We start from the raw sequence: 23,711 nt of genomic DNA on the forward strand, positions 1-23,711 counted from the left end.
TCCGCGCGTCTACAGTACAGGTGGCACGACCTCGCCGCTTGCGACCATGCGTTCGATCTGGTCCACGTCCTTGTCGCCGCGTCCCGAAAGGTTGACGATGATGATCGCTTCGGGAGGCAGTGTCGGCGCGAGACGCAAGGCATGGGCCAGAGCGTGGGAGGATTCCAGGGCCGGGATGATACCCTCGGTGCGCGAAAGCAGGAAGAAGGCGTCAAGGGCTTCCTTGTCGCTGGCGTGCACGTACTCGGCCCGGCCCAGATCCTTGAGATGGGCGTGTTCGGGGCCGACGCTCGGATAATCGAGGCCTGCCGAAATGGAATAGACTTCCGCGGCCTCACCGGCCGGGTCTTTCAGCATGTAGGAGTTGAATCCGTGCATGACCCCGGGTTCGCCAAGGCAAAGCGTGGCAGCGTGTTCGCCATAGCCAAGCCCTCTGCCGGCGGGCTCGACTCCGACGAGCCTGACCTCCTCATGGGGAATGAACTCGGAAAAAAGCCCCATGGCGTTGGAACCGCCGCCCACGCAGGCGATGCAGTAATCGGGCAGGCGGCCTTCGGCCTCCAGGATCTGCGCCTTGGCTTCCCGGCCTACGATGGACTGGAATTCGCGCACCATGACCGGATATGGGTGCGGCCCAACCGCCGATCCGAGCAGATAGAAGGTATTTTCGGCATCCTGAACCCAGGCCATGAGCGCCTCGTCCACGGCCTCCTTCAAGGTCTTCTGGCCGCTCTCGGCGGGAACGACCTTGGCGCCCATCATCTGCATGCGAAACACATTGAGCTTCTGCCGCTCCACATCCACCGCGCCCATGTGGATGGTGCACTCCATGCCCATGAGGGCCGCCGTTGCCGCAGTGGCCACACCGTGCTGGCCCGCGCCGGTCTCGGCAATGATCTTCTTCTTGCCCATGCGCTTGGCGAGCAGAATCTGGCCGATGGTGTTGTTGACCTTGTGCGCGCCCAAATGGTTCAGGTCCTCTCGCTTGAGGTAGATCTTCGCACCGCCGCAGCGCTCGGTCAGGTTGGCGCAAAAATAGAGCGGATTGGGACGGCCGGTGAACTGCTTCTGGTAGTACTCGTATTCCTTGATGAAATCCGGATCGTTGCGATAGCGTTCAAAAGCCTCGGCCAGTTCATTGAGGATGTCCTTGATCGGTTCGGGAACGAACTGTCCGCCGTAGGCGCCAAAAAAACCGTCGGCTGTGGGCATGGTCATGAGGAGTCTCCTTGGGGGTTCGAATAAAAAAAAAACCGCGGTCAGTCTGCACTGCCGCGGTTGGTATTTTGCTTATCCTTTGACGGATTTCAGGCCAAGACGCATCCCACGGCATGTATTTCATGCCGCCACCAAAGAAGGGAAACGCTGCTGGCCGTGGTATTCATGGAGAAAATGACTGCCCGCGCACTGAGCGTTTGTCAAGCCATAATCGATCGGATACACGAATGCGTCACGATCACCAAAGGAGCACCCGCATGATCACCAAAAATGAAGACGCCGTCTGGCACGAGCTCATCCCGGGCATCAGTGTCAGTACACTGGTTCATGGAGACAAGACCCTCATGGCCCGCTTTGAACTCAAGGAACACTCGTATCTCCCCATCCACTCGCACATGCACGAACAGACCGGATATCTGGTCTCGGGGCACATGACCATGACCATCGACGGAGCGGAATACCACTTCGGCCCCGGCGACAGCTGGTGCATCGCCCCGGGAGTCGAGCACGGCGCGGTCATCCACGAAACCTGTCTGGCCATCGAAGTCTTCTCCCCCGTGCGCGAGGACTACATGCCCTATCTGCCGAAGGGAAAAACATATTGATGCACGCCGACACATTTTCCCGCACCTTCACCGTGGAAGAAGCAGCCTCCGCCTGCGACACACTGGCCGGCCTGACCGGACTGCCCAAGGCCCGCATCAAAGATTGCATGGTTAAAGGCGGCGTGTGGTGGTCCCGCCCGGGGCGCTCGACCACGCGACTGCGCCGCGCGTCCACTGAAGTGAAACCCGGTGAACGTCTGGAAATCAACTACGATCCAGCGCTCCTGGCCCTGGTCCCGGCCCAGCCGGAACTCATCGCCAAGGCCAAACACTATTCGATCTGGAACAAACCGGCGGGCGTCCTGTCCCAGGGCACCCGTTTCGCGGATCACTGCACCCTGCCCCGCCTGGCCCAGGCCAAGCTTGGGTCCAGAAACGAGCTGCACCCGGTTCATCGCCTGGATCGTGAAGCACGGGGGATCATGCTCCTGGCCCACGACGGCAAGGCCGCCGCGAAGCTCGGGGAACTCTTTCGCCAGGGCGCGGTGGCCAAGGAGTATGCGGCCATCGTGCGCGGCATTCCGGACTGGACGGACCTTGAGGTCGACGAACCCCTGGACGGCAAAGAGGCCCGGTCACGCTTTCACGTCATCCAGAGCGACCCCGCCTCCGACATGACCCTCCTGCTCGCCCGCATCGAAACGGGACGCAAACATCAGATTCGCCGCCATCTCCACGGCCTGGGACACCCCGTCATGGGCGATCCCCGCTACGGCCGTGGCAACAAGCTGGTCGAAGGACTGCAACTCATGGCCAGAAGCCTGGCCTTCACCTGCCCGTTCACCAACGCTCCAAAACAATGGGCCGTACCGGATCTTCCATTTCCTCTTGTGGACTAAACCACACTTTTGAGACCACGCCCAAACACGATACATGCCCGGCATCGCAGTCGTTCCAACAAAAAGGACCTCACTTGAAAAAAAACCATGTTTTCAAGTGAGGTCTGCAATTAATTCTGTGAATTCATCCAGAACATGACCGCCTCAACACCACTTCCCACCAGCACCCCATGCTTCCTCAAGCCAGTTCAAATAATCCTCATCCAAGCAACCGCACCAACACCACTTCCCACCAGCACCGGACCGCGTTCCGCACGCAAAGCCCCATGCTCCCACAAGCCAGTTCAAAAATCCTCTACCAATAAACCGCATCAACACCATTTCCCGCCAGCACCTCAAGGTCCGGGGTCGTCATGGTCTTGAGGCGCGTCGGCTGTCTGACTGAGCCAGGCGTCGTTTGTTGAATCGTTGCCGCACGTACCGCCCCAATTTTCCACACAGCACGCAACGATTCAACTCTACGAGGCCCGCGAAGGAGTTCCGGCGGGCCTCAAGGCCATGGCGGCATCGGACCGCGTTCCGCACGCAAAGCCCCATGCTTCCTCAAGCCAGTTCAAATAATCCTCTTCCAACCAACCGCACCAAAATCACTTCCCACCAGCACCTCAAGGTCCGGGGTCGTCATGGTCTTGAGGCGCGTCGGCTGTCTGACTGAGCCAGGCGTCGTTTGTTGAATCGTTGCCGCACGTACCTCTCCAATTTCCCGCCCTGCACGCAACGATTCAACTCTACGAGGCCCGCGAAGGAGTTCCGGCGGGCCTCAAGGCCATGGCGACTCCGGACCGCGCATCGCACCAACAATCCATCTTTCATGTTCTTCTTCCAGAAAAAAAATCGTCATCCCCTTCTTCAAGGCAATGACGACTTTTTGCAAAAAACATCCTGACGTATATTCAACAAATCAATTTAAAATGAAGAATACTCTATTGGCAGCCCGGCATTGACCCATTCATCAAATCCACCATCCAGAATATACATATCTGTAAACCTCAACTTCTCCAAATCCCTCAAAGCAAGAGGAGCTTGCCTGCCTTTCTGGCAATAAAGAAGAATCTTAGACTCTCTGTCCAATTGAGAAATGATTCTCTTGAAATTTGTGGCATAATAATGAACCAGCTTTGCACCTTCAATATGGCCGTCATCGAATTCATTTTTCGACCGTAAATCAATGATTACGAATTTCGGATTATCCTTATTTTCCTCAATCAATTTCTGCGCTTCCAATGGCGGCAACAGATGTTCGCTTGCGACGGCAATTCCCGGCAAAACGAAAAGAATCCAGAAAACGAGCGCGAGCACTCCATAAAATCTTGAATTACTCATAATTTATCCGTTTGCTAAAACGTAACTGAGCGTATGTGGCTGAAATCCGACATAACCATCATCTATGTTTTTTTGCCCCACCACGCAACCAGCCAGACCTTCAAATCAGGAAGACGGCATTGCGCTGCCTCGAACACGCCTTGACTTGCCGCCTATTTTCATTCAGCAGCCCTGTTTCAAGGCAGCGGACAAGTGGCAACCCGCTTTAGAAATTCTCCCTCACCCCCGGCACGAAACTGTCGGGCTCATAGGTGGCTCATATGCTCACTATCACCAAAGAATTCTCCTTTCATGCGGCCCACCGGCTGCATCTTCGCAACCTCTCCGAGTCAGACAACCTGCGCATCTACGGCAACTGCGCCCGTCTCCACGGCCACACCTACCGGCTACAGGTCCAGCTTGCCGGACGGCCGGACGAAACGGGCATGATCCTGCATTTCGGGGAACTCAAGGGCATTGTCCAGCGAGAGGTCCTGAGCCGCTACGATCACGCGGATCTGAGCGACCTTCCCGAATATCACGACCTGCCTGCCACGGCCGAGAACATGGCCGAGCACATCTTCAGGACCCTCGACCGCGCCCTGGTTTCCAACCGTTTCCGGCTTGAGCAGGTCACGGTTTTCGAGACCCAGACCGCCTGGGCTACCCGGTCCCGGGATGGAGGTGAACATGCTTGAGGTCAGCGAAATATTCGTCTCCCTGCAAGGTGAAGGCCCGCTTGCGGGTCGGCCTGCCGTCTTTGTCCGCCTGGCCGGGTGCGTACCGCCATTTTGCGAATGGTGCGACACTCCGCAAGCCCTCGGAGGCGGACGCCGCATGAGCGTGGAAGCCATCGAAGACGAAATCGCCCGGCATCCTCGGGCGCTTGTGGTCATCACCGGCGGCGAACCCTTTCTGCAGTGGGACACGGGGCTTGAGCGACTGGCCCGTGCGCTTGGTGCCTCCAGCCGTCAGGTGCAGTACGAAACCAGCGGCAAGGCGGGCATCCCGGCTAATTCCGGAGGTTTTGTGGTCTGTTCCCCCAAACCACTCCACGCACCGGTGCTTGATCCGGACTCCTTGTCCCGGGCGGACGCCTTCAAGTTCGTGGTCGAGGAGGACATCTCCCCTGTGCTCGACTTCGTCGCCGCCCACGGCATCGATGCCCGCAAGGTCTGGCTCATGCCTCTTGGAGCAACAAGACAGGATCAGATGCGCCGCATGGCTCCTGTCTGGGAGTTGTGCGTGCGCCACGGCTTCAATTTCTCGGCGCGCCTGCATGTTCTGACATTCAACGACAAAAGGGGTGTATGATGGATGCGGTGATCGTCCTCTCCGGCGGCATGGATTCCGCCGTCCTTCTGGCTCATGAACTCTCGCTTGGAACACGGGTCGCGGCGCTGAGTTTCGACTACGGCTCCAAACACAACCCGCGCGAACTGCCCATGGCGCGGGAAATCTGCGCACGCCTGAACGTGGGGCACAAGGTTGTCGGGCTGCCGTTCATCAACGAACTTTTCGCCTCATCCCTGCTTCAGTCGGGAGAAGCCATCCCGGAAGGCGCCTACGACGCGGACTCGATGAAAAGTACCGTGGTCCCGTTCCGCAACGGCATCCTCATCGCCATCGCCGTGGGCTACGCCGAATCCGTCGGGGCCTCCCGCGTGCTCATCGGGTCGCATTCAGGGGATCATCACATATATCCCGACTGCCGGCCTGAGTTCAACGCAGCCATCGATGAGGCCGCAAGGCTGGGCACGGACGACGCGGTGCGTGTGGCATTCCCCTTCTCCGCGATGGACAAACGCGAAATCGGCGACCTGGGACGAACCCTGGGCGTTGATTTCGCCCGGACCTGGACCTGCTACAAGGGTGGGGAACTGCACTGCGGGACCTGCGGTGCCTGCGATGAGCGTAAATTCGCCCTGCGTCACGACCAGGGCCTCGATCCGACGCGATACCTAAAATAAGGGAGAGACAAAAATGCCCCATTCAAGCCGCATGGTTCTTGGCAGACAGGTGGATTACAATCGGCGCTACGATCCGGACCAGCTCTGTCCCATCCCCCGGTCCCTCGGGCGCGAGGCAGCCGGGATCGAAGGCGCGGAAACTTTCGGCCATGGCGTGGACATCTGGAACATCTTCGAGCTCTCCTGGCTGAACGCGTCAGGCAAGCCGCTGGTGGCCATGGCCGAAGTGCGGGTGCCATGGAACTCGCCCTGCCTCATCGAATCGAAATCACTCAAGCTCTATTGCAACTCCTTCAACATGACCGCCCTTGAAAGCGCTGACGAACTTCGCCTGACCATGACGCGCGATCTCTCGCGGGCCGCCGGAGCGGATGTGACGGTACGGATCATCGCCGCTGAAGAGTTCTCGCAATGCACGCTGGCCGAGCCCGAAGGAACATGCATCGACGGGCTGGACATCACGGACTTCACCTATGAACCCGATGCGGCCCTACTCGGAACCGCGTCAGACTCTGCGCGCGAAACCCTCTTCACCCGGCTGTTCCGCTCCTGTTGCCCTGTGACCGGCCAGCCGGATTGGGCCACGCTGCGCATCACCTATGCCGGTCCGCGCATCCTGCACGACGGCCTGCTGCGCTACCTTGTCTCGTACCGGGAACATCAGGGTTTTCACGAGGCCTGCGTGGAGAAGATTCATGCCGACATCCACCGGCACTGCGGTGCGCAGGAGCTTGAGGTCAGCGCGCGTTTCACCCGGCGCGGCGGCCTGGACATAAGTCCTGTCCGATCGACCCGCCCCGGTCCGTGGCCGAATCCGCGCGATCCCCGCCAATAAAATCAGCCCGCGCACACCACGCTTTTAAGCCGATCCTGAAATCATGGCACACTGCCTGATCCGCGAATCGACCCTCGCGGTTCAGGCGTCCTAACCCTCCGAAAGTTCAGAGTTTGCGGCTCATTTGGACGCGGCATTGCCAAATATTCCCCCCCGCGCTATGGATTCATAAACCAGCAAATTCCGATTGCATCACCCCGCGCAGCCCCATTTCCACACCGCCCTTCTGCTCATCCCTTTGCGTAAGCCTGGTTACAGGCAACTGTTTTCATTGGTCCTTTCACTTTTTTTCACGGAGGTCGGCATGACACGACAATTGTCTTTCAAAGCGCAGCAGCGTGAGGTGGAGCCGCATTTTCGAAGCCAGATCGATGCGGCCGAGTCAACGGAAGACGTGAAGAAATTTTATGAACGAACGATTTTTGATTTCCTGAACAAGGCCATCGGGGATCAGATTGAAATCGAGCCCGGAGACGTGGTGCTCGATCCTGAAGAAAAACAGGGCTATCAGGTCAGCCAAAGATTGCGGGAAGACGATGATTTCAACAGGATGCACGAGGAATCCGATTTGCCCGCCATCATGCTGCTGTTGACCGAGCGGGCCCTGAACAGGCACAAACATCTGGTCACCAAGCAACCGGACAAGACCGAAATAAAAATATTCCAGGTTCCGGGACCGCGCAGAAACTGATCTCCGTGACGATCCGTGCAACCAGAACCGCAAGCGCCGTGGACACTAGGCGCTCTTTTCCTGAACCGGCGTTACAAGCGGACACGCCATAACCGGGAGCGATCATGCGACGAGCGATCAAAGCCATCTACAAGGGGGAACCCGTGACCGAAGGAGCGGGAGTGAAGCTGCGACGGGTTTTCGGCTATTACGAAGCCCCTGATTTCGACCCCTTCCTCATGTTCGACGACTTCAGGTCCGACAGGCCCGAGGATTTCAAACGCGGCTTCCCGTGGCATCCGCACCGGGGCATCGAGACCATCACCTATGTCATCAAGGGAGATGTCGAACACGGCGACAGCATGGGCAACACGGGCGTCATCTCCAGCGGCGACGTGCAATGGATGACTGCGGGCTCCGGCATTGTCCATCAGGAAATGCCTAAAGGCGACGCAAACGGCTCCATGCACGGCTTTCAACTCTGGGCCAATCTGCCGGCGGCCGAAAAAATGATGGTTCCGCGCTACCGTGGACTGACCGCTGCGCAGATCCCCCAGACCACCCTTGACGACGGCACGCTGATCAAGGTCATCGCCGGTCAAGTCGGGGACGTGCACGGCCCCATGGACGACATAGTCATCCAGCCGAAGTATCTGGATTGCCTCGTCCCCTCCGGGATCGGATTCACCCACGCCCTGCCCGGCGACCACACCGCATTCATCTACGTCATCGAAGGCGGGGGCACGGTGGAAGGCCAAGCGGTGACCAACCGCGACCTGGTCCTCTTCGGACCCGGGGACTCCCTGGCCGTCAAGGCAGGTCCGGAAGGCATCCGTTTCCTGCTGATCAGCGGGCTCCCTTTGGGCGAACCCATCGCCTGGCGCGGGCCCATCGTCATGAACACCAAGGCCGAGCTCGACCTTGCCTTCAAGGAATACCACGAAGGAACTTTCATCAAGCACCCCGTCAACCAGCCCCTCTAAAAAGCTTGCAGACCCGGAAAGTACGGGTCTGCAAGCTTTTTATCACCCGCATTGATGCACCCCGGCCTGTTGGTTTCCGAAGCGATCGACCCCAAGCGATTCATTTTTTTGTCAAACGTTGCCAAAAGACGCCGGGAGAGTTATGTTTTTTACAAAACATCGTCTGAGCGACTTCCGACAGTTCAATCCGCGATACTTCCACACTATTTCTCGCTTGATACAGACGACGTGATTTTGCCTTGCATGGAGGATAAGACAAACCTGTATTAAAGGAGGATGAAAGCATGAAGATCCTGGCGGCTCTCGATCAATCGACCTACGCAACTCTGGTGCTCAAGAAAGCAATGGAAACCGCGGCCAAGGAAAACGCGGAACTCACGGCTCTGACCATTTCCACCGCGCCCTACAACAACCTGTATCTTGGAGAACTTTCAGGGGAGTTTCAGGAAAAGATACGCCAAGGCGTTCAGGAAACCGTGCAGCGCATCAAGGATCAGGCCACGGCCGCCGACGCCAAGGTGAATGTGGTCGTGCAGGAAAGCCCGTCTCCAGCCGACGCCATCGTCGAATATGCCGAAAAGAACGGAATCGACCTCATATTCATCGGAAACAAGGGGGCCGGAGCGGTTGAACGCTTCCTCATCGGCAGCGTCTCAAGCAAGGTTGTTTCGCACTCCCCATGCTCGGTCATGGTCATCAAGAAATAAGCAGGACAGGCGTGATCCCGGGCACAGACCGGCACGTCACCACGTCAAAAAGCCCGATTTGATCGGGCTTTTTGACGTGTACCGGCGCTTGCTGCGCCGAATCGGAAAGGGATGCTGAAAATCAGCACGCCAGCGTATGCAACGCATTCAAGATACCGTCCCTGTTGATGCCCAGCCTGACCCGCAGTTCCTTCTGGCTGCCGTGCTCGACGAACCGGTCGGGAACGCCAAGGCGTCTCACGCGCAGGTTTGAAAGCGCGTCGTGATCGGCCAAAAGCTCAAGCACAGCGGAACCGAACCCTCCGGGCAAGGCGTTCTCCTCGACCAGAAGCATGAAGGGCTGCGATGCGGCCAAGGCCAGCAGTTGCTCTTCGGGCAGGGGTTTGACGAAACGGGCGTTGAACACGGCCACTTCCTTGCCAGTCTCCTCACACAGCATACGCGCCGCTTCCAGCGCGGGATTGACCCGGCTGCCGAGCGCCACGACGACTCCATCCGTGCCCTCGCGCAGCAGTTCACCCTGTCCGATGGGCAGGATCATCGGCGTCTGAACCAGAGGCGCGCCTTCGCCCACTCCGCGAGGATAACGCAGGGCCACGGGGCCTTCAAAAGCCAGGGCCGTGGCCAGCATGTGCTGCAATTCGGGTTCATTGCGCGGAGCCATGACCACCAGATTGGGGATGTGGCGCAGAAAAGACAGGTCGAAGACGCCGTGATGTGTGGCTCCGTCCTCCCCCACCAGACCGCTCCGATCCAGGCACAGGGTCACGTTCAGATTCTGCAGACAGACGTCGTGCACGATCTGATCGTAGGAGCGCTGCATGAAGGTCGAATAGATGGCGACCACAGGCTTCATGCCCTGGGAGGCGAACCCGGCGGCAAAGGTCACGGCGTGTTGTTCGCAGATGCCGACATCGAAAAAACGTTCCGGATATGTATCCGCGAAGCAGCTCACTCCGGTGCCTTCGGGCATGGCGGCGGTGATGGCCACGACGCGCTCGTCCTTCTCGGCCAGCTTGCACAGGGTGGAACCGAAAACCTCAGTGTAGCTCGGCAGCGAGCAGGCGTCGAACTTTCGGGCCGCGCCGGTCTCTGGCTCGAAACAACCCACGCCGTGATAAAAGGTCGGATTGGTTTCGGCGGGCGCGTAGCCCTTGCCCTTCTTGGTCAGGACATGAACCAGAATCGGTCCCTCAAGCTCCCTGGTTTGCTGGAACACGTTGGTCAGCATGCGCATGTCGTGCCCCTGCAAGGGACCGATATACGTAAAGCGAAAAGCCTCGAAAAGCATGCCCGGCGTAAAGAAGCTCTTCAGGGAGTCCTCGCTGCGACGGGCGTATTCGGCGATGTCGTCGCCGATCTTCGGAATCTGACGCATGATGCTCTCGGCTTCCTTCTTGAACCGCTGCACCCAGCGCTTGGACAGCTTCCGGCTGAGGAATGACGACAGCGCCCCGACATTGCGCGAGATGGACATCTCGTTGTCGTTCAGCACCACCACCAGATCCTTGCCCAATCCGCCGGCCTGATTGAGGCCCTCGTATGCGAGCCCGGCGGTCATGGAGCCGTCGCCAATGACGGCCACGACCTTGTGGTCCTGATGAGCCAGGTCGCGGGCCGCAGCCATGCCCAGGGCTGCGGAGATGGAGGTCGAGGAGTGGCCCACGCCGAAGTGGTCGTAAGGGCTCTCACAAATGCGGGGAAAACCGCTGATGCCGTCCAACTGGCGCAGGGTGTGGAAACGATCCAGGCGGCCGGTCAGGAGCTTGTAGGCATAGGCCTGATGACCCACGTCCCAGACGATGCGATCGCGGGTGGGATTGAAGACGCGCAACAGCGCCATGGTCAGTTCGACCACGCCAAGAGACGGGGCCAGATGTCCACCCGTGGCGGACACGGTCTGAATGATCATGCGGCGAATCTCTTCGCCAAGCCTGGTCAGTTCCTTTTCATCCAGGGTCTGCACATCGCCGGGACTCTTGATGGCGAACAGAGTGGGAAAAAGTTCCTGCAGGGTTTGCTCAGTCATTTATGCTCCTAATGCGTTCGATCCAAAATATAGAGGGCCACGGCCCGCAGAAAATCGGCGCGGGGGTGCGAAAATCCCGACAGCGCGGCCAAGGCCTGATCCACGCTCTGTCTGGCCAGAACCCGGCTCTGGTCAATGCCTAGCAGGGCCGGATAAGTCGATTTGCCCTGGGCCTCGTCACTGCCCACAGGCTTGCCGAGGGCCGCCTCGTCCCCGACCACGTCCAGGATATCGTCCGTGACCTGAAAGGCCAGCCCGATGGCCCGGCCGTATTCCGAGGCCAAGGCCTGGTCGGAATCGCCGCCACCGCCAAGAATGCAGCCCGTGACACAGGATGTCTCGATCAGCGCCCCGGTTTTCTTGGCATGCATCTCGCGCAGTTGCGCCAGATTTGCGGTCTTGCCGGTCAGGCCCATGTCCAAAACCTGGCCGCCGACCATGCCACGCGGACCGGCAGCAGTCGAGAGGTGAAAAATGGCCTTGAGGATTCTGTCCGGTTGCAGTTCAAGCGACGAGGCCAGGGTGAAGGCCTCGGTCAACAGGCCGTCTCCGGCCAGGATGGCCGTGGCTTCGTCGAACTGCTTGTGATTGGAGGGCTTGCCCCGGCGCAGGTCGTCGTCGTCCATGGCCGGCAGGTCGTCATGAATGAGGGAATAGGTGTGGATGCACTCGATGGCGCAGGCGAAATCAAGCACCTTGTCCTCCCGGCCTCCGACCAGTTCCGCCCAGGCCAGACAGAGCACCGGACGCAGCCGCTTGCCCCCGGCCATGAGCGAATAGTTCATGGAGGCGGCCAGCATTGCGGGGGTCCGGCCGTCGCTGAAAATCGTGCCCAGGCGGGATTCCACCAGGGCGCCAAGAGCCCCAAGTTCGACCTTCATTTCTCGCGGATTCATGCCTCGTCTCCCGATACACCGGACTCCGCCGAGGGCTCCTGACCGGCGCTCTCCACGATAATGCGGGCCTGCTCAAGTTCCGCGCCGCACTCCCTGGAGAGACGCACGCCTTCCTGAAAGAGCTTCACGCCCTGCTCAAGAGGCAGGTCCCCGCCTTCAAGCAGCGCCGTGATCTCCTTGACCCGCTCCAGCCGCTTTTCGAAAGTTTGCTGTGTTTTAGCCATGTCTTGCCTTTTTTATTGGACGGAATTTGTGAAAAAGAGAGCCGCCGGATCCATCGCCAGATCGAGCACATAAAGGCCCAGATGCAGATGCGGACCGGTGACCCGCCCGGTCTGGCCCGCAAGTCCGATGACTTCCCCGGCCTCGACCATGTCGCCCTGGCTGACCTTGAACTCGTCCAGATGCATGTAGACCGTGAACACCCCCAGACCGTGATCAAGAAAAACAGAACGCCCGCCGTAATAGTGATCCGCAGCCAGCACGATCCGCCCGGGCGCGGCGGCCCGCACGGGATCTCCCAGCGCGGCCCGCAGATCGAGTCCGCGGTGGGGATTGCGTTCCAGATCGTTGAAAAATCGCTTCAGGCCGTAGGCGCTGCTCACTCCGCCCGGAACGGGGCGCATGAACGGCAGGACCAGGTGGTTATCCGGCGAAACCGTGGCCAGGACCGCGCGCACCTCGGCATTTTCCCTCGCGATACGCTCCTGCACCGCCGCCGGAGGGCTGGCCATTTCCGTCGGCACGGTCAGGCGCTGCTCGGGAAATTCGCGATCCTCGATCAGGATCGAGGTCTGTACGGCCAGGGGATCAAGGCCCAGCTTGAGGATACGCAGGGTCTCGGTGCCGGGTTTGGACTTCAGGACATCCGTGCCGAGCAGGAATTCCACGCTCGATTTCCCGGCCCCCGGGACTTGCAGCGTCTTCCCGGCCCACTCCACGCGAAGCCTGTCCAGAGGCGCGTCGGACTCGACCCTGACCACAAAGGGCAGGCCAATGCCGATGACCTCGGGGCATTCCAGACGAAGCTGCGCGGCGTGCAGGGCAGCACCCTGCATGACCGGAAACGTCAAGAACGCAAGCATGAAAAAAAGAACGCATCGCAACATCATGGCAGCACCTCCGCTGAAAATTCCCCGTCCGCGACCTGCACGCGGATTTCATCCCCCGCCCGCACATCTTCTCGCGAACGCACAAAACCGGCCGATCCCCGAACCAAAGCGTAGCCTCGCGCCAACGGAGCGGCCGGGTCAAGAGCGGCGAGGCGGCCCTCAAGTCCGCGCAGGACCTCCAGGCGGATGCGCACAAAACGTGCTCCGGCCTGCTCCAGGGCCGCGTCGGCGCGATCCAGATCGGATCGCAGGGAGAGCAATGCGGCCGGGCCAAAGGAGCGGTGCATGCGATCCTCCAGACGCGCCAGGGTCGTGGCACGACTTTCCATCTGCGTCCGGGCGGCCTGACGCAGGCGGTCCTGAAGCCGCTCCAGCTCAAAGCCCCAGCGCTCGATGCGCCGGGCCGGAGAATGCCAGTTCAGCCCCTGCACCTGCAGTTGCAGGCTCCGCTCACGTGCGTCCAGCAAACGGTCCATGCCTCGGGTCAAGGCCAGGAAAATCTCGTCGGTCTGCTGACGCAGCACGCCGCGCTCGGTCCACAAAAGCTGCGCCGCGTGCGAGGGCGTGGCCGCGCGCTGATCCGCCACCAGGTCCGCGATGGTCGTGTCCACCTCATGCCCGACCCCGCAGACCACGGGCAGTCGTGAGCGGAAGATGGCCTCGGCCACGGGTTCGGTGTTGAAGGCCCACAGATCCTCAAGAGAGCCGCCACCGCGAATGAGCACGATGACCTCGGCCCAACCGTCGCGGTCGGCGCGGTCCAGTGCGGCGGAAATCTGGGCCGAAGCGCTCTCGCCCTGCACCAGGCTCGGGTACACCCTAATGGTGGCGCCATATCCCCGCTCACCGGCGATACGCAAAAAATCCTGCAAGGCCGCACCCTGGGGGGCCGTGACCACGGCCACCCGGCGCGGATTGCGCGGCGGCGTCATCTTGCGGTCCGGATCGAAATACCCCTTGCCGGCCAGCTTGGCCTTCATGGCCTCGAAGGCCACGGCCAGCTCGCCCATGCCCTGCCCCTGCACAAGCTCCGCCACGAGCTGATAGGCCCCGCGCGGCGGATACACGTTCATGCGTCCGGCCACGAGCACTTCCTGCCCGTCGGAAAGCTGAAAAGGCTCTCCGCTCTCAACCTCTCCGGTGACAGGATTGACCCGCTCGCCGCCGTCAGCGGCGCCCTTGGGCTGAGCCCCCTTGAACCAGACCACGCTCAGGGTGGCGTCATCGTCCTTGAGGGAAAAATACACATGCCCGGACGGAGGCCTGGAAAGGTTCGAAACCTGCCCACGCACCCAGACAAAAGGAAACTCACCCTCAAGGACATCCTTGACGGCTTGGGTGAGGGTGCGGACGGAGAATATGTGCATGGACGGCTTCTTTTATTCGCTTTGCCGCGCCTGCGCGGCCTGAGTTTCTCGGTCCAGTTCCCGGCGCAGTTCCTCTTCGCTCGGCAGCACCAACCTGTATTTACTGGCGAATAGATGTTCGCTTTCATGCAATACTGAATACCTGACAACCGAGTGATCCCTGCTGCCGCACAGCAATATCCCAACAGTCGGGTTGTCGCCCTCCCCGCGTCGCAAATCGTCATACAGACGCACATACATGTCCATCTGACCGATGTCCTGATGCGAAAGATGACCTGTCTTCAGATCGATCAACACAAAACACTTGAGCACATAATTATAGAACACGAGGTCAATATAAAAATCCTGCGTTTCAGTGCTGACGCGCTGTTGACGTGCGACAAAGGCAAAGCCCTTGCCAAGCTCCAGCAGAAATTGCTGGAGCTTGTTCATGAGCGCCTGCTCCAAATCAGACTCCAGCAACCCTGCCAAATCACGAACGCCCAGAAATTCCAACATGACCGGATCGCGTACAAAATCACGTGGCGAACCGATCTCCGACCGCATCTGCTCTCGGGAATCTTCGAGCAACCTCTGCTTATCCTTGCTGGACAACAGGCGTTCGTAAAACAAGGTGCCTATCTGCCGCTCTAAAACCCGCGTGCTCCAATTCTGCCCCGCCGTTTCGTCCATATACCAGTTGCGGGCCTCCGCTGAATCCACCCGCAGCAGCAGGCGATAATGCGTCCAGCTCAATTCGGAACGCACTGCGTTCCAATTTGGGAAGCACTGAAAAAAAGCCCGCATATTCCGTAAGTTACGCTCATCAAACCCTTTGCCGAATTCCTGGGTCAGCGCGTCCGCCAAATTGGATAACAACCGCTTACCATAATTAGCTCGAGCCTGCCCGCCCTGTTCGAACTCAACGATATGCCTGCCGATCTGCCAATACGTTTGCACCTGTATGGTATCAACGCTGCGCAGCACCTGCTGCCGCGACTGACGGATCAAGTCCCGGAGCGTATTCACGAGACTGGTTGAATCAGCCGTCTCCGGCAGTACAGGCTTTTTCATGCTACGATCCCTGCTCTCCGCTTACCGGGTAACTGGAAGGTCTCACCGGTGATTGTGAGGATGTATTTGCCCTCAAGGACATCCTTGACGGCTTGGGTGAGGGTGCGGACGGAGAATATGTGCATGTTGGATGATATCCGTTGGGCCGGACCGGCGCGACAGTGTCGCATCAGTCCGGCTCGCTGCGGCGGCAGGTTATGCCAGTCCCCACTCCTTCATCACTTCCTTGCGCCATTCCAGAATCGCATTCCGCCAATCCGCCACGGACAGCTCGCGCTTCTCGCCCGTCTTGCGGTTCTTGGCCTCAAGCACGCCCCGCTCCAGGCCCTTGCCGCCGATGACGATCTGCATGGGGGAGCCCAGCAGGTCGGCCTCGTTGAACTTGACGCCCGGACGTTCATCGCGGTCGTCGAACAGGGTGTCGATGCCCTGGCCCTCCAGCCAGTCGTGGATTTCGCGGCCCATGGTCATGACCTTTTCGTCCTTGGTGGACATGGCCAGGATGTTGACTTCAAAGGGGGCGATAGACGGCGGGAAGATCATGCCGTTCGCGTCGTTGTTCTGCTCGATGCTGGCGGCCACCACGCGGCTCACGCCGATGCCGTAGCAGCCCATGATGAGGACCTGCTCCTTGCCGTTCTCGTCCAGGAAAGTCGCATTCATGGACTTGGAATACTTGGTCCCGAGCTTGAAGACATGGCCGACCTCAATGCCCTTGGGCATGGTCAGGGAGCCGCCGCAGGCCGGGCAGGGGTCGTCCAGGGTGATGGAGCGCAGGTCCGCGTAGCCCATGGGCGCGGCGTCCGTGGACAGGGTGATGTCGCGGCGCGGGTCAACGTGAACAAGGTGCGCGTCGGCGGCGTTGGCTCCGCAGACGAAATCCGTGCCCGCCGCGATCTCGTGGTCCGCGTAGATGGCGTCGACCGAAAGGCCGACCGGCCCGGCAAAGCCCACGGGCGCGCCGGTCCAGGCCACGACCTGTTCCGGGGTGGCCAGTTCGACGTTGGTCGCGCCGAGGAGGTTTTTCAGCTTCACGTCGTTGACCTCGCGGTCGCCGCGCAGCAGCACGGCCACGGATTTGCCGTCCACGTCGAAGAGCAGGGTCTTGATGACCTGGGTCGTGGACACGGCCAGGAACCCGGCCACGTCTTCCACCGTGTGCTTGCCCGGAGTGGTCACCTGCTCATACGCGGCGCAGGTCTGCGTGCACATGGGCTGGGGCTTTGTCTCGGCCTTCTCGAGGTTGGCCGCGTAGGAACAGGACGTGCACACGGCCAGGGTGTCCTCGCCCGTGTCGGCCAGGACCATGAACTCGTGCGAAAAACTGCCGCCGATGGCGCCCGAGTCGGCGCTGACGGCGCGGAACTCCAGGCCCAGGCGGGTAAAGATGCGCTCGTAGGCGTCGTACATGGCCTGGTAGCTGGCGTTTACGCCCTCGTCGTCCTTGTCGAAGGAGTAGGCGTCCTTCATGATGAACTCGCGGCCGCGCATGAGGCCGAAGCGCGGGCGGATCTCGTCGCGGAACTTGGTCTGGATCTGGTACAGGTTGATGGGCAACTGCCGGTAGGAACGGACCTCGCCCCGAACAAGATCAGTGATGACCTCTTCATGCGTGGGTCCGAGGCAGTAGTCGCGGCCGTTACGGTCTTTCAGACGCAGGAGCTCCTTGCCGTAGAAATCCCAGCGCTCGCTCTCCTGCCACAGGTCGGCCGGCTGCACCATGGGCATGGAGATTTCCTGGGCCCCGGCCCGGTTCATCTCCTCACGCACGATGTTTGCGACCTTGTTGATGGCGCGAAGGCCCAGCGGCATGTAGGTGTAGATGCCGCTGGTCAGCTTGCGGATCATGCCCGCGCGCAGCAGGAGCTTATGGCTGATGACCTCGGCCTCGGCCGGGGTTTCTTTCAGGGTGGGAACGTAGAATTTGCTGAACAGCATGGGGGATGTCTCCTCGCTATGGATATAACTTATTAATATGTTGAAAAATATATTTCTCGTTCACGTTTGCGACAGCCCGTCACAAACGTGAAGCTGCTCACGAAAACTGCAAAAGCGCCCGCCTGACAACTTTCGTCCGGCCGGTTCAATTCTTAGGCCTGCCCCTCTTCTTCCGCCTGCTCCGCAAGCCTCTCCGCAAGCTCCAGCAAGCCGGTGCCGCGCACGAGGCCGTCGGTGAAGCGCCACGGAATGCCGGAAAATCCGGTCTGGGCTCCGACCAGGGCGCCCGTCAGGATGGCGCGGGCCTGATTCTGCCCGCCGCCGTTCACGGCGTGCAGCACGGCGGATTCGAAGTCGTCGCGGAAGCGCGCCGCCAGATAGTACGCTGCGGGCAGCTGATGGTAGATGGCGCAGGGCATGCCATAGACCAAGGAAACCTTCCAGGCCGGTTCGATGCGCACGTCCGGGTCCTCGGCTGCGGCGGCCATGTAGGCCGGGGACAGGAGCGCATCCGGCGAGGCGAAACGCCCGGCGCGCGGCGGGTCGGGGTCGCCTGGTCGTGGCGGCTGGAGGTTCTCGCGGGTCACGGCGTGGAACGGCAGCGCCCCGGTCTTGACCAGCTTCATGAGCCGGTCCGAAATATTCGCGTCCAGGGCATGACCCTGCACCAGTTGCCCGAGCACGGCGCCGTAGGCCACGGTCATGGACAGGACCACGTCATCGGCCTGGGTCAGGGCGGCGTTACCGGCCACGGCGGTGGCGAGCTGCGCAGGGTCGAGGGCGTAGCGCACGGCGATGGCCAAGGTGCGCTCGATGGCCTCGGTGGTGTCGGCCTGTCCTGCGGTCTGCCCCCACGGCAGCTTCTGCCTGACCCGCCGCCGCCAGGCTTCGCGGATGGACTGGCTGGTGTAGCCCCCCGGGCCGCTCACGGGGGTGCCGTCGAGCAGGGGAAAGAGCTCATTGTCCATGCGCTGGCAGAAATCCTCGGCATCGTAGCCGCCGCGCTCCACCAGGGACGCCAGGGTCAGTTCGAGGATGAACCCCGCCTGGGACTGCTCGCCCGCCCGCAAACCATCGTGATAGCGGCCGGGCATGGGGGCGGTGTAGCCGTCGATCCAGTCGCCGTAGTCGCGGCGCAGATCGTCCAGATTGTAGTACCAGTGCGGGCCAAGAGCCAGGGCGTCCCCAATGAAAGCCCCCATGACGGCCCCGATGGCACGATCCTGAAAATCCTTACCAGGCATGTCTCACCTCCGAAAAGCAAGCAATTGCGCCAGTCGGCATAAGTGGGCGCGGGTTCATGCTCCGGCCCGCCGCTCATCCAGAAATTTTTCCAGCTCCTCCATGAAGGCGGGCAGCAGCTCCGCCCTGCCCTTCACCTTGCGCACGACCTCGCCCTTGCGGAAGATGAGGCCCGAGTCCCGCCCCCCGGCCACGCCGATGTCGGCCTCGCGTGCCTCTCCGGGGCCGTTGACCACGCAGCCCATGACCGCCACGGTAAAGATCTCTTCCACCCCGCGCAGACGGTCCTCGACGGCGGCGGCCAGTTCGATGAGCCCGATCTCGGTGCGGCCGCAGGTCGGGCAGGACACGATCTCCGGGCCCCTGGCCCGCAGGCCCAGGGCGCGCAGGATCTCCCAGGCCACCAGCATCTCTTCCACCGGATCGGCGGTGAGTGACACCCGAAGCGTGTCGCCAATGCCCTCGGCCAGCAGAATCCCCAGCCCCACCGATGACTTGACCGCCCCGCGCATGGCCGTCCCGGCCTCGGTCACGCCGATGTGCAGCGGATAGTCCACAGTTTTCGCCATGAGACGATACGCGGCCACCGTGCCGAGCACACTTGATGATTTGAGCGAAATCTTGATAGCGTCAAAGCCTCTCTCTTCGAGCAGACGCACATGTTCAAGGGCGCTCTCGACCATGGCCGCCGGAGTCGGGCCGCCGTGTTTACGCAGCAGATCCTTGTCCACGGAACCGCTGTTCACGCCGATGCGGATGGGCACTCCGGCCGCGCGGGCCGCGTGCACCACGCGATCGACCTTGTCCGCGCCGCCGATGTTGCCGGGATTAATGCGCAGCCCCCGCACCCCCGCCTCCACGGCCTGCACGGCCAGGCGGGAGTCGAAGTGGATGTCCGCGATGAGCGGCACGGGCGTGGCGGCGCAGATTTTTTTCAACGCCATGGATGCTTCAAGATCCAGCACGGCCAGGCGCACGATCTCGCAACCGGCCGAGGCCAGGGCCGAAATCTGGGTCAGAGTCGCGTCCACATCGCGGGTGTCCGTGTTGGTCATGGACTGCACGCGAACGGGATTGTCGCCGCCGATGCCCACGTCGCCCACAAACAGGCTGCGGGTCCTGGCGCGTGGAGCCGGGATGGGCGTATCCACAAAATGTTCCGGACAATGATGCAAGGAGGCTTCTGGGGTTGTCATGGCGGGGGAGCGTAATGAATTTGACTCTCAAAGCCAAGGACGGGAAATCCGAAAATATCCCCCCGCTGTCAGCTAGGCGACAGACATAAAATCGTGCAATGGTCTAGCATGGCCCAAGTGAATCGACAAAGAATGGCATGATGGATTCCATCACCCCAAAGTCCGGCGAAAGGCCGCGAAACCAAAAGGAGGACAAGCATGGCCAAGGAAAGAGAAATCCAGGATCTGAGTCCCTGGGAAGACGCTCAGAAAATGATCGCCAAGGCCGGACGCGAGGGAGTGAACCTCATCTGGGACCGGCTGAAAGACCAGACGCCCCACTGCACTTTCTGCGAACAGGGGCTGAGCTGCAGCAAATGCGTCATGGGCCCCTGCCGCATCAACCCCAACGGCGGGCCCAAGAAGAAATACGGCGTGTGCGGCGCCGACGGCGACCTGACCGTGGCCCGCAACTTCGGCCGTTTCGTGGCCGCCGGCGCGGCAGCGCACTCGGATCACGGACGCGACCTGCTGGAGACGCTGGCCGCCATCGGCGACGGCAAGACCACGGACTACGGCATCCGCGACGAGGCCAAGCTCGAACGCATCTGCACGGAACTGGGCATCGAGGTCGAAGGGCTCTCGGTGCGCGAACGGGCCAAGGCCCTGGCCGACCTTTTCTTCGAGGACTACGGCTGCCGCTCCCACAACGTGGCCTTCAGCGGCCGCGCCCCGCAGAAGCGCAAGAACATCTGGGCGCGTACCGGATGTTCGCCACGCGGCATCGACCGTGAATGCGTGGAGATGCTGCACCGCACGCACATGGGCGTGGACTGCGACCCGGTCTCCATCTGCCTGCATGCCAGCCGCACGGCCCTGGCCGACGGTTGGGGCGGGTCCATGATCGCCACCGAGGTCTCGGACATCATCTTCGGCACGCCAAAGCCCGTCAAATCCTTGGTCAACCTGGGCGTTCTCAAGGAGGATCAAGTCAATATCCTGGTCCATGGCCACAGCCCCATCGTCTCGGAGATGATCCTGGCCGCTGCGCGCGAGCCCGAAATCCTGGCCAAGGCCAAGGCGGAAGGCGCGGCCGGCATCAACATCGCGGGCCTGTGCTGCACGGGCAACGAACTGCTCATGCGCCAGGGCGTGCCCATGGCCGGGAACCACCTCATGACCGAGCTGGCCATCGTCACCGGCGCCGTGGAGATGGTCATCGTGGATTACCAGTGCATCATGCCGAGCCTGGTCAACGTGGCCGGCTGCTACCACACCAAGTTCGTATCCACCTCGGACAAGGCCAAGTTCCCCGGCGGCATCCACATGGAGTTCCACTACAACAACGCCCGCGAAAAGGCGCGCGAAGCCGTGCTCATGGCCGTGGAGGCCTTCACCCGGCGCGACCCGGCCAAGGTCGAGATTCCGTCGAAGCCCATGTCCATCACCTCGGGCTTCTCCAACGAAGCCATTCTGGGCGCCCTGGGCGGAACCCCTGAGCCCCTGGTGCAAGCCCTGCAGGCCGGGAAGGTGCGCGGCGTGGTCGGCATCGTAGGATGCAACAACCCCAAGCTCAAGCACGACCATGTACACGTGAATCTGGCCCAGGAGCTCATCAAGCGCGACATCCTCGTGCTGGCCACGGGCTGCGCCACGGTGGCCATGGGCAAGGCCGGACTCCTGGAGCCCGAAGCGGCCTCGCGGGCCGGAGCGGGCCTGGCTGAAATCTGCCGGGCGCTGGGCATCCCGCCGGTACTGCACGTGGGCAGCTGCGTGGACAACTCCCGCATCCTGCACCTCTGCGCCGTGCTGGCCAACTACGCGGGCCTTGACATCAGCGACCTGCCCGTGGCGGCCAGCGCGCCCGAGTGGTACTCCGAAAAGGCGGCGGCCATCGGCCTCTACGCCGTGGCCAGCGGCGTCTATACCCATCTGGGATTGCCCCCGCACATCCTGGGCAGCTCCATGATCACGACCCTGGCCCTGAAGGGGCTCGACGACGTCTTCGGCGCGTGCTTCGCCGTGGAGTCCGGCCCCCTGCAGGCCGCTGAACTGATCGATGAACGCATCAAGGCCAAGCGCCTGGCCCTGGGCTGGTCGGCCTAGCCCGGCACCGCCCAACCTGGAATGGACGCAAACGGGGGAGCTTTTGCTCCCCCAATCCTCAAGGAGAAACGCATGAAGATAGCATTCGCGGGCAAGGGTGGAGTAGGCAAGACCACACTCTGCGCCTGGCTGGGAGATTATCTGGCACGGCAGGGCCACGACGTGCTGCTGGTGGACGCGGACACGGCGCTCAGCCTGGGCCAGGCCTGCGGCCTTGAAGCCGAAAATCTGCCCGTGCCCCTATACGCACGCGAGGATCTGATCCGCGAGCGCATCGGCAGCGGCTACCTGAGCCTCAACCCCGACGTTTCCGACCTGCCCGAAGAACTCAGCGTCGATCTGCCGGTGCACAATGCCAGCGGACCCCGTCCGGGCCGCAAGCGCCTTTTGACCATGGGCTCCATCACCGGCGCCGGGGACGGCTGCGCCTGTGCGGCCAACGCTCTGCTGAAATCCGTGCTGGCCCATCTGGTGCTGCAGGAAGAAAACTACGTGCTGGTGGATCTGGAGGCCGGTGTGGAACATCTGGGACGGGGCACCGTGGCCGGGGTCGATGCTCTGGTGGTGGTCAGCGAACCAAGCCGCCGCTCCCTCGAAACGGCGGCCAGGGTCGGGGCGCTGGCCGGAGAACTGGGCCTTGCGCGGCAGGTGCTGGCGGTCAACCGAGGCGTCGGCGAACCCGAGCTGCCCGTCATGGCGGGACTGCCCGAAAACGTGGTGCATCTGCCGATCCTGCCGAGCCTGGTCGACCGGCAACTGACCCAGGCCAGCGTTTTGAATCTGGCCGACGGCCCTCTTGTGGATGCCGTGTGCGCCCGGTTGCTCGCCGCCATGGCTCAAAATCCCTGAACCGCATGGCATCATAGCCACGGCGCTGGACACATGGCCCGCAAACCAGCATGAATCCGCAATAAGCGAAGTGCATCCAGGCCGAATCTCGCGCCTGGATTCCTTTTTCCATGGATCGAAAGCCGGAGCCGCCCATGCGCCTGACCGAAATCACGCTGCTGCAAGACCTCCATCGCCCGGAGATGGCTCCCGTTCGCAAGCTCTTCAGCTCCCGGAAGTTTGCACGGGGAGCCCTGGTCTTCGAGCCCAAGGCCGGAGACCAGATCTTCATCGTGACCTCCGGGCGGGCCCGGGTGTACCTTGCCTACCGCGACAAGGAATTCACCATGGCCATGCTCGACGCCGGGGATGTCTACGCGACCCACACCCGGGCCTACGTGCAGGCCCTGGACGACCTGGAGATCCTCATCGCCAGCGTTTCCGAGGTCCGTCGCTATCTCGGCTCCATGCCGAGCTTCAACTCCGCCATGATCCACGTGCTGGGCGATCTTCTGTCCCACGCCATCACGGTCATCGACACCCTGGCCTTCAAGGACGTGCGCAACCGACTCATCGAATTTCTGGTCTACGAGGCGAGGCGTCTGCCCCGCTGCCGGGAGTGCCGCCACTGCGGCCAATGCGAGGATGGCGGCATGGTCTCCCTGGGTCTGAACACGGAACAGATGGCGACCATCATCGGCTCCTCCCGCCAGACCGTGTCTTCCCTGCTCAATGTCCTGGCCAAGGACGGAGTCATTCAGCTCAAGGGGCGCGGCGTCATCTGCATCCCCGACATCGCGGTGCTTGAGGCCTGTGCGGCGCAGGAGAACTGAGAC

Annotated in this window: 23 protein-coding genes; 12 read left to right on the forward strand and 11 right to left on the reverse strand. The window is 61.4% G+C overall.

Going from position 1 to position 23,711, the window contains the following annotated elements; genetic code table 11:
* Positions 1 to 9 precede the first annotated feature (9 nt).
* Positions 10 to 1,218, reverse strand: a complete 1,209-nt coding sequence (gene trpB / locus BMZ40_RS09435) for a tryptophan synthase subunit beta (RefSeq protein WP_092374574.1) — start codon at positions 1,216 to 1,218, stop codon at positions 10 to 12.
* Between the two features lie 257 nt (positions 1,219 to 1,475).
* On the opposite strand from trpB, the gene BMZ40_RS09440 reads away from it, so the two are divergent.
* Together BMZ40_RS09440 and BMZ40_RS09445 are read left to right on the forward strand one after the other, a co-directional pair.
* Positions 1,476 to 1,823: a cupin domain-containing protein gene (locus BMZ40_RS09440; RefSeq protein ID WP_092374577.1), complete on the forward strand. Its 348-nt coding sequence runs from the start codon at positions 1,476 to 1,478 to the stop codon at positions 1,821 to 1,823.
* Complete coding sequence (locus BMZ40_RS09445) at positions 1,823 to 2,662, forward strand: RluA family pseudouridine synthase (protein WP_092374580.1); 840 nt, start codon at positions 1,823 to 1,825, stop codon at positions 2,660 to 2,662. The genes BMZ40_RS09440 and BMZ40_RS09445 overlap by 1 nt, the downstream gene beginning before the upstream one ends.
* A gap of 906 nt (positions 2,663 to 3,568) precedes the next feature.
* Here the strand turns inward: BMZ40_RS09445 and BMZ40_RS09450 are convergent.
* On the reverse strand, positions 3,569 to 3,985 hold the full coding sequence (locus BMZ40_RS09450; RefSeq protein ID WP_092374583.1) for a rhodanese-like domain-containing protein: 417 nt from the start codon (positions 3,983 to 3,985) through the stop codon (positions 3,569 to 3,571).
* A gap of 260 nt (positions 3,986 to 4,245) precedes the next feature.
* On the opposite strand from BMZ40_RS09450, the gene BMZ40_RS09455 reads away from it, so the two are divergent.
* The 7 genes from BMZ40_RS09455 to BMZ40_RS09485 all read left to right on the forward strand — a co-directional run bounded on the left by BMZ40_RS09455 (position 4,246) and on the right by BMZ40_RS09485 (position 9,129).
* Positions 4,246 to 4,662: a 6-carboxytetrahydropterin synthase gene (locus BMZ40_RS09455; RefSeq protein WP_092374585.1), complete on the forward strand. Its 417-nt coding sequence runs from the start codon at positions 4,246 to 4,248 to the stop codon at positions 4,660 to 4,662.
* Positions 4,655 to 5,278 (forward strand): 7-carboxy-7-deazaguanine synthase QueE, encoded by a 624-nt coding sequence (locus BMZ40_RS09460; RefSeq protein WP_218143756.1) that lies wholly within the window; start codon positions 4,655 to 4,657, stop codon positions 5,276 to 5,278. The genes BMZ40_RS09455 and BMZ40_RS09460 overlap by 8 nt, the downstream gene beginning before the upstream one ends.
* Complete coding sequence (gene queC, locus BMZ40_RS09465) at positions 5,278 to 5,934, forward strand: 7-cyano-7-deazaguanine synthase QueC (RefSeq protein WP_218143757.1); 657 nt, start codon at positions 5,278 to 5,280, stop codon at positions 5,932 to 5,934. Before BMZ40_RS09460 ends, queC begins: the two co-directional genes overlap by 1 nt.
* Before the next feature lie 13 nt (positions 5,935 to 5,947).
* Positions 5,948 to 6,769, forward strand: a complete 822-nt coding sequence (gene queF / locus BMZ40_RS09470; RefSeq protein ID WP_092374595.1) for an NADPH-dependent 7-cyano-7-deazaguanine reductase QueF — start codon at positions 5,948 to 5,950, stop codon at positions 6,767 to 6,769.
* A gap of 304 nt (positions 6,770 to 7,073) precedes the next feature.
* A complete protein-coding gene (locus tag BMZ40_RS09475; protein ID WP_092374598.1) occupies positions 7,074 to 7,460 on the forward strand; it encodes a hypothetical protein in 387 nt (128 codons plus the stop codon).
* Positions 7,461 to 7,564: 104 nt separating this feature from the next.
* Positions 7,565 to 8,422 carry a pirin family protein gene (locus BMZ40_RS09480; RefSeq protein ID WP_092374601.1) on the forward strand — a complete coding sequence of 286 codons (858 nt, stop codon included), beginning with the start codon at positions 7,565 to 7,567 and terminating at the stop codon, positions 8,420 to 8,422.
* Between the two features lie 284 nt (positions 8,423 to 8,706).
* The gene (locus BMZ40_RS09485; RefSeq protein ID WP_092374604.1) at positions 8,707 to 9,129 is read left to right on the forward strand and encodes a universal stress protein; all 423 of its coding nucleotides are present in this window, start codon (positions 8,707 to 8,709) and stop codon (positions 9,127 to 9,129) included.
* A 121-nt stretch (positions 9,130 to 9,250) separates the two neighbouring features.
* Here BMZ40_RS09485 and dxs read toward each other — a convergent pair whose 3' ends face one another.
* The 9 genes from dxs to ispG all read right to left on the reverse strand — a co-directional run bounded on the left by dxs (position 9,251) and on the right by ispG (position 19,917).
* Positions 9,251 to 11,158, reverse strand: a complete 1,908-nt coding sequence (dxs, locus tag BMZ40_RS09490) for a 1-deoxy-D-xylulose-5-phosphate synthase (RefSeq protein ID WP_092374607.1) — start codon at positions 11,156 to 11,158, stop codon at positions 9,251 to 9,253.
* A gap of 8 nt (positions 11,159 to 11,166) precedes the next feature.
* Positions 11,167 to 12,054, reverse strand: coding sequence for a polyprenyl synthetase family protein (locus BMZ40_RS09495; RefSeq protein WP_092374611.1), 888 nt, complete (start codon positions 12,052 to 12,054; stop codon positions 11,167 to 11,169).
* Positions 12,051 to 12,278 (reverse strand): exodeoxyribonuclease VII small subunit, encoded by a 228-nt coding sequence (gene xseB, locus BMZ40_RS09500; RefSeq protein ID WP_092374614.1) that lies wholly within the window; start codon positions 12,276 to 12,278, stop codon positions 12,051 to 12,053. The genes BMZ40_RS09495 and xseB overlap by 4 nt, the downstream gene beginning before the upstream one ends.
* 12 nt (positions 12,279 to 12,290) lie before the next feature.
* Positions 12,291 to 13,166: a M23 family metallopeptidase gene (locus tag BMZ40_RS09505; protein WP_092374617.1), complete on the reverse strand. Its 876-nt coding sequence runs from the start codon at positions 13,164 to 13,166 to the stop codon at positions 12,291 to 12,293.
* Positions 13,163 to 14,533: an exodeoxyribonuclease VII large subunit gene (xseA, locus tag BMZ40_RS09510; protein WP_092374620.1), complete on the reverse strand. Its 1,371-nt coding sequence runs from the start codon at positions 14,531 to 14,533 to the stop codon at positions 13,163 to 13,165. Before xseA ends, BMZ40_RS09505 begins: the two co-directional genes overlap by 4 nt.
* 12 nt (positions 14,534 to 14,545) lie before the next feature.
* Entirely contained in the window at positions 14,546 to 15,586 is a 1,041-nt protein-coding gene (locus tag BMZ40_RS09515; RefSeq protein WP_092374623.1) for a PDDEXK nuclease domain-containing protein, read from the reverse strand.
* 195 nt (positions 15,587 to 15,781) lie between these two features.
* Complete coding sequence (locus tag BMZ40_RS09520; RefSeq protein WP_092374626.1) at positions 15,782 to 17,524, reverse strand: proline--tRNA ligase; 1,743 nt, start codon at positions 17,522 to 17,524, stop codon at positions 15,782 to 15,784.
* A gap of 152 nt (positions 17,525 to 17,676) precedes the next feature.
* The gene (locus BMZ40_RS09525) at positions 17,677 to 18,768 is read right to left on the reverse strand and encodes an ADP-ribosylglycohydrolase family protein (RefSeq protein ID WP_092374629.1); all 1,092 of its coding nucleotides are present in this window, start codon (positions 18,766 to 18,768) and stop codon (positions 17,677 to 17,679) included.
* 54 nt (positions 18,769 to 18,822) lie between these two features.
* On the reverse strand, positions 18,823 to 19,917 hold the full coding sequence (gene ispG / locus BMZ40_RS09530; protein WP_092374632.1) for a flavodoxin-dependent (E)-4-hydroxy-3-methylbut-2-enyl-diphosphate synthase: 1,095 nt from the start codon (positions 19,915 to 19,917) through the stop codon (positions 18,823 to 18,825).
* A 243-nt stretch (positions 19,918 to 20,160) separates the two neighbouring features.
* On the opposite strand from ispG, the gene cooS reads away from it, so the two are divergent.
* From cooS to BMZ40_RS09545, 3 genes are all read left to right on the forward strand, one after another.
* The gene (cooS, locus tag BMZ40_RS09535) at positions 20,161 to 22,047 is read left to right on the forward strand and encodes an anaerobic carbon-monoxide dehydrogenase catalytic subunit (RefSeq protein ID WP_092374635.1); all 1,887 of its coding nucleotides are present in this window, start codon (positions 20,161 to 20,163) and stop codon (positions 22,045 to 22,047) included.
* A 72-nt stretch (positions 22,048 to 22,119) separates the two neighbouring features.
* The gene (locus tag BMZ40_RS09540; protein WP_092374638.1) at positions 22,120 to 22,896 is read left to right on the forward strand and encodes an ATP-binding protein; all 777 of its coding nucleotides are present in this window, start codon (positions 22,120 to 22,122) and stop codon (positions 22,894 to 22,896) included.
* Between the two features lie 134 nt (positions 22,897 to 23,030).
* Complete coding sequence (locus tag BMZ40_RS09545) at positions 23,031 to 23,708, forward strand: Crp/Fnr family transcriptional regulator (protein WP_092374641.1); 678 nt, start codon at positions 23,031 to 23,033, stop codon at positions 23,706 to 23,708.
* Positions 23,709 to 23,711: the final 3 nt, after the last annotated feature.

This window comes from Desulfomicrobium apsheronum, assembly GCF_900114115.1.
In the GTDB taxonomy this organism is placed as follows: Bacteria; Desulfobacterota; Desulfovibrionia; order Desulfovibrionales; family Desulfomicrobiaceae; genus Desulfomicrobium; species Desulfomicrobium apsheronum.

Coding starts and splice junctions, on each gene's coding strand:
- queC (WP_218143757.1), top strand. CDS start 5,278: ATGGATGCGGTGATCGTCCTCTCCGGCGGCATGGATTCCGCCGTCCTT.
- BMZ40_RS09480 (WP_092374601.1), top strand. CDS start 7,565: ATGCGACGAGCGATCAAAGCCATCTACAAGGGGGAACCCGTGACCGAA.
- BMZ40_RS09525 (WP_092374629.1), bottom strand. CDS start 18,768: ATGCCTGGTAAGGATTTTCAGGATCGTGCCATCGGGGCCGTCATGGGG.
- dxs (WP_092374607.1), bottom strand. CDS start 11,158: ATGACTGAGCAAACCCTGCAGGAACTTTTTCCCACTCTGTTCGCCATC.
- xseB (WP_092374614.1), bottom strand. CDS start 12,278: ATGGCTAAAACACAGCAAACTTTCGAAAAGCGGCTGGAGCGGGTCAAG.
- BMZ40_RS09475 (WP_092374598.1), top strand. CDS start 7,074: ATGACACGACAATTGTCTTTCAAAGCGCAGCAGCGTGAGGTGGAGCCG.
- queF (WP_092374595.1), top strand. CDS start 5,948: ATGCCCCATTCAAGCCGCATGGTTCTTGGCAGACAGGTGGATTACAAT.
- BMZ40_RS09440 (WP_092374577.1), top strand. CDS start 1,476: ATGATCACCAAAAATGAAGACGCCGTCTGGCACGAGCTCATCCCGGGC.
- BMZ40_RS09450 (WP_092374583.1), bottom strand. CDS start 3,985: ATGAGTAATTCAAGATTTTATGGAGTGCTCGCGCTCGTTTTCTGGATT.
- BMZ40_RS09545 (WP_092374641.1), top strand. CDS start 23,031: ATGCGCCTGACCGAAATCACGCTGCTGCAAGACCTCCATCGCCCGGAG.
- BMZ40_RS09515 (WP_092374623.1), bottom strand. CDS start 15,586: ATGAAAAAGCCTGTACTGCCGGAGACGGCTGATTCAACCAGTCTCGTG.
- BMZ40_RS09540 (WP_092374638.1), top strand. CDS start 22,120: ATGAAGATAGCATTCGCGGGCAAGGGTGGAGTAGGCAAGACCACACTC.
- BMZ40_RS09455 (WP_092374585.1), top strand. CDS start 4,246: ATGCTCACTATCACCAAAGAATTCTCCTTTCATGCGGCCCACCGGCTG.
- BMZ40_RS09505 (WP_092374617.1), bottom strand. CDS start 13,166: ATGATGTTGCGATGCGTTCTTTTTTTCATGCTTGCGTTCTTGACGTTT.
- cooS (WP_092374635.1), top strand. CDS start 20,161: ATGGCCAAGGAAAGAGAAATCCAGGATCTGAGTCCCTGGGAAGACGCT.
- BMZ40_RS09460 (WP_218143756.1), top strand. CDS start 4,655: ATGCTTGAGGTCAGCGAAATATTCGTCTCCCTGCAAGGTGAAGGCCCG.
- xseA (WP_092374620.1), bottom strand. CDS start 14,533: ATGCACATATTCTCCGTCCGCACCCTCACCCAAGCCGTCAAGGATGTC.
- BMZ40_RS09495 (WP_092374611.1), bottom strand. CDS start 12,054: ATGAATCCGCGAGAAATGAAGGTCGAACTTGGGGCTCTTGGCGCCCTG.
- BMZ40_RS09485 (WP_092374604.1), top strand. CDS start 8,707: ATGAAGATCCTGGCGGCTCTCGATCAATCGACCTACGCAACTCTGGTG.
- BMZ40_RS09520 (WP_092374626.1), bottom strand. CDS start 17,524: ATGCTGTTCAGCAAATTCTACGTTCCCACCCTGAAAGAAACCCCGGCC.
- trpB (WP_092374574.1), bottom strand. CDS start 1,218: ATGACCATGCCCACAGCCGACGGTTTTTTTGGCGCCTACGGCGGACAG.
- BMZ40_RS09445 (WP_092374580.1), top strand. CDS start 1,823: ATGCACGCCGACACATTTTCCCGCACCTTCACCGTGGAAGAAGCAGCC.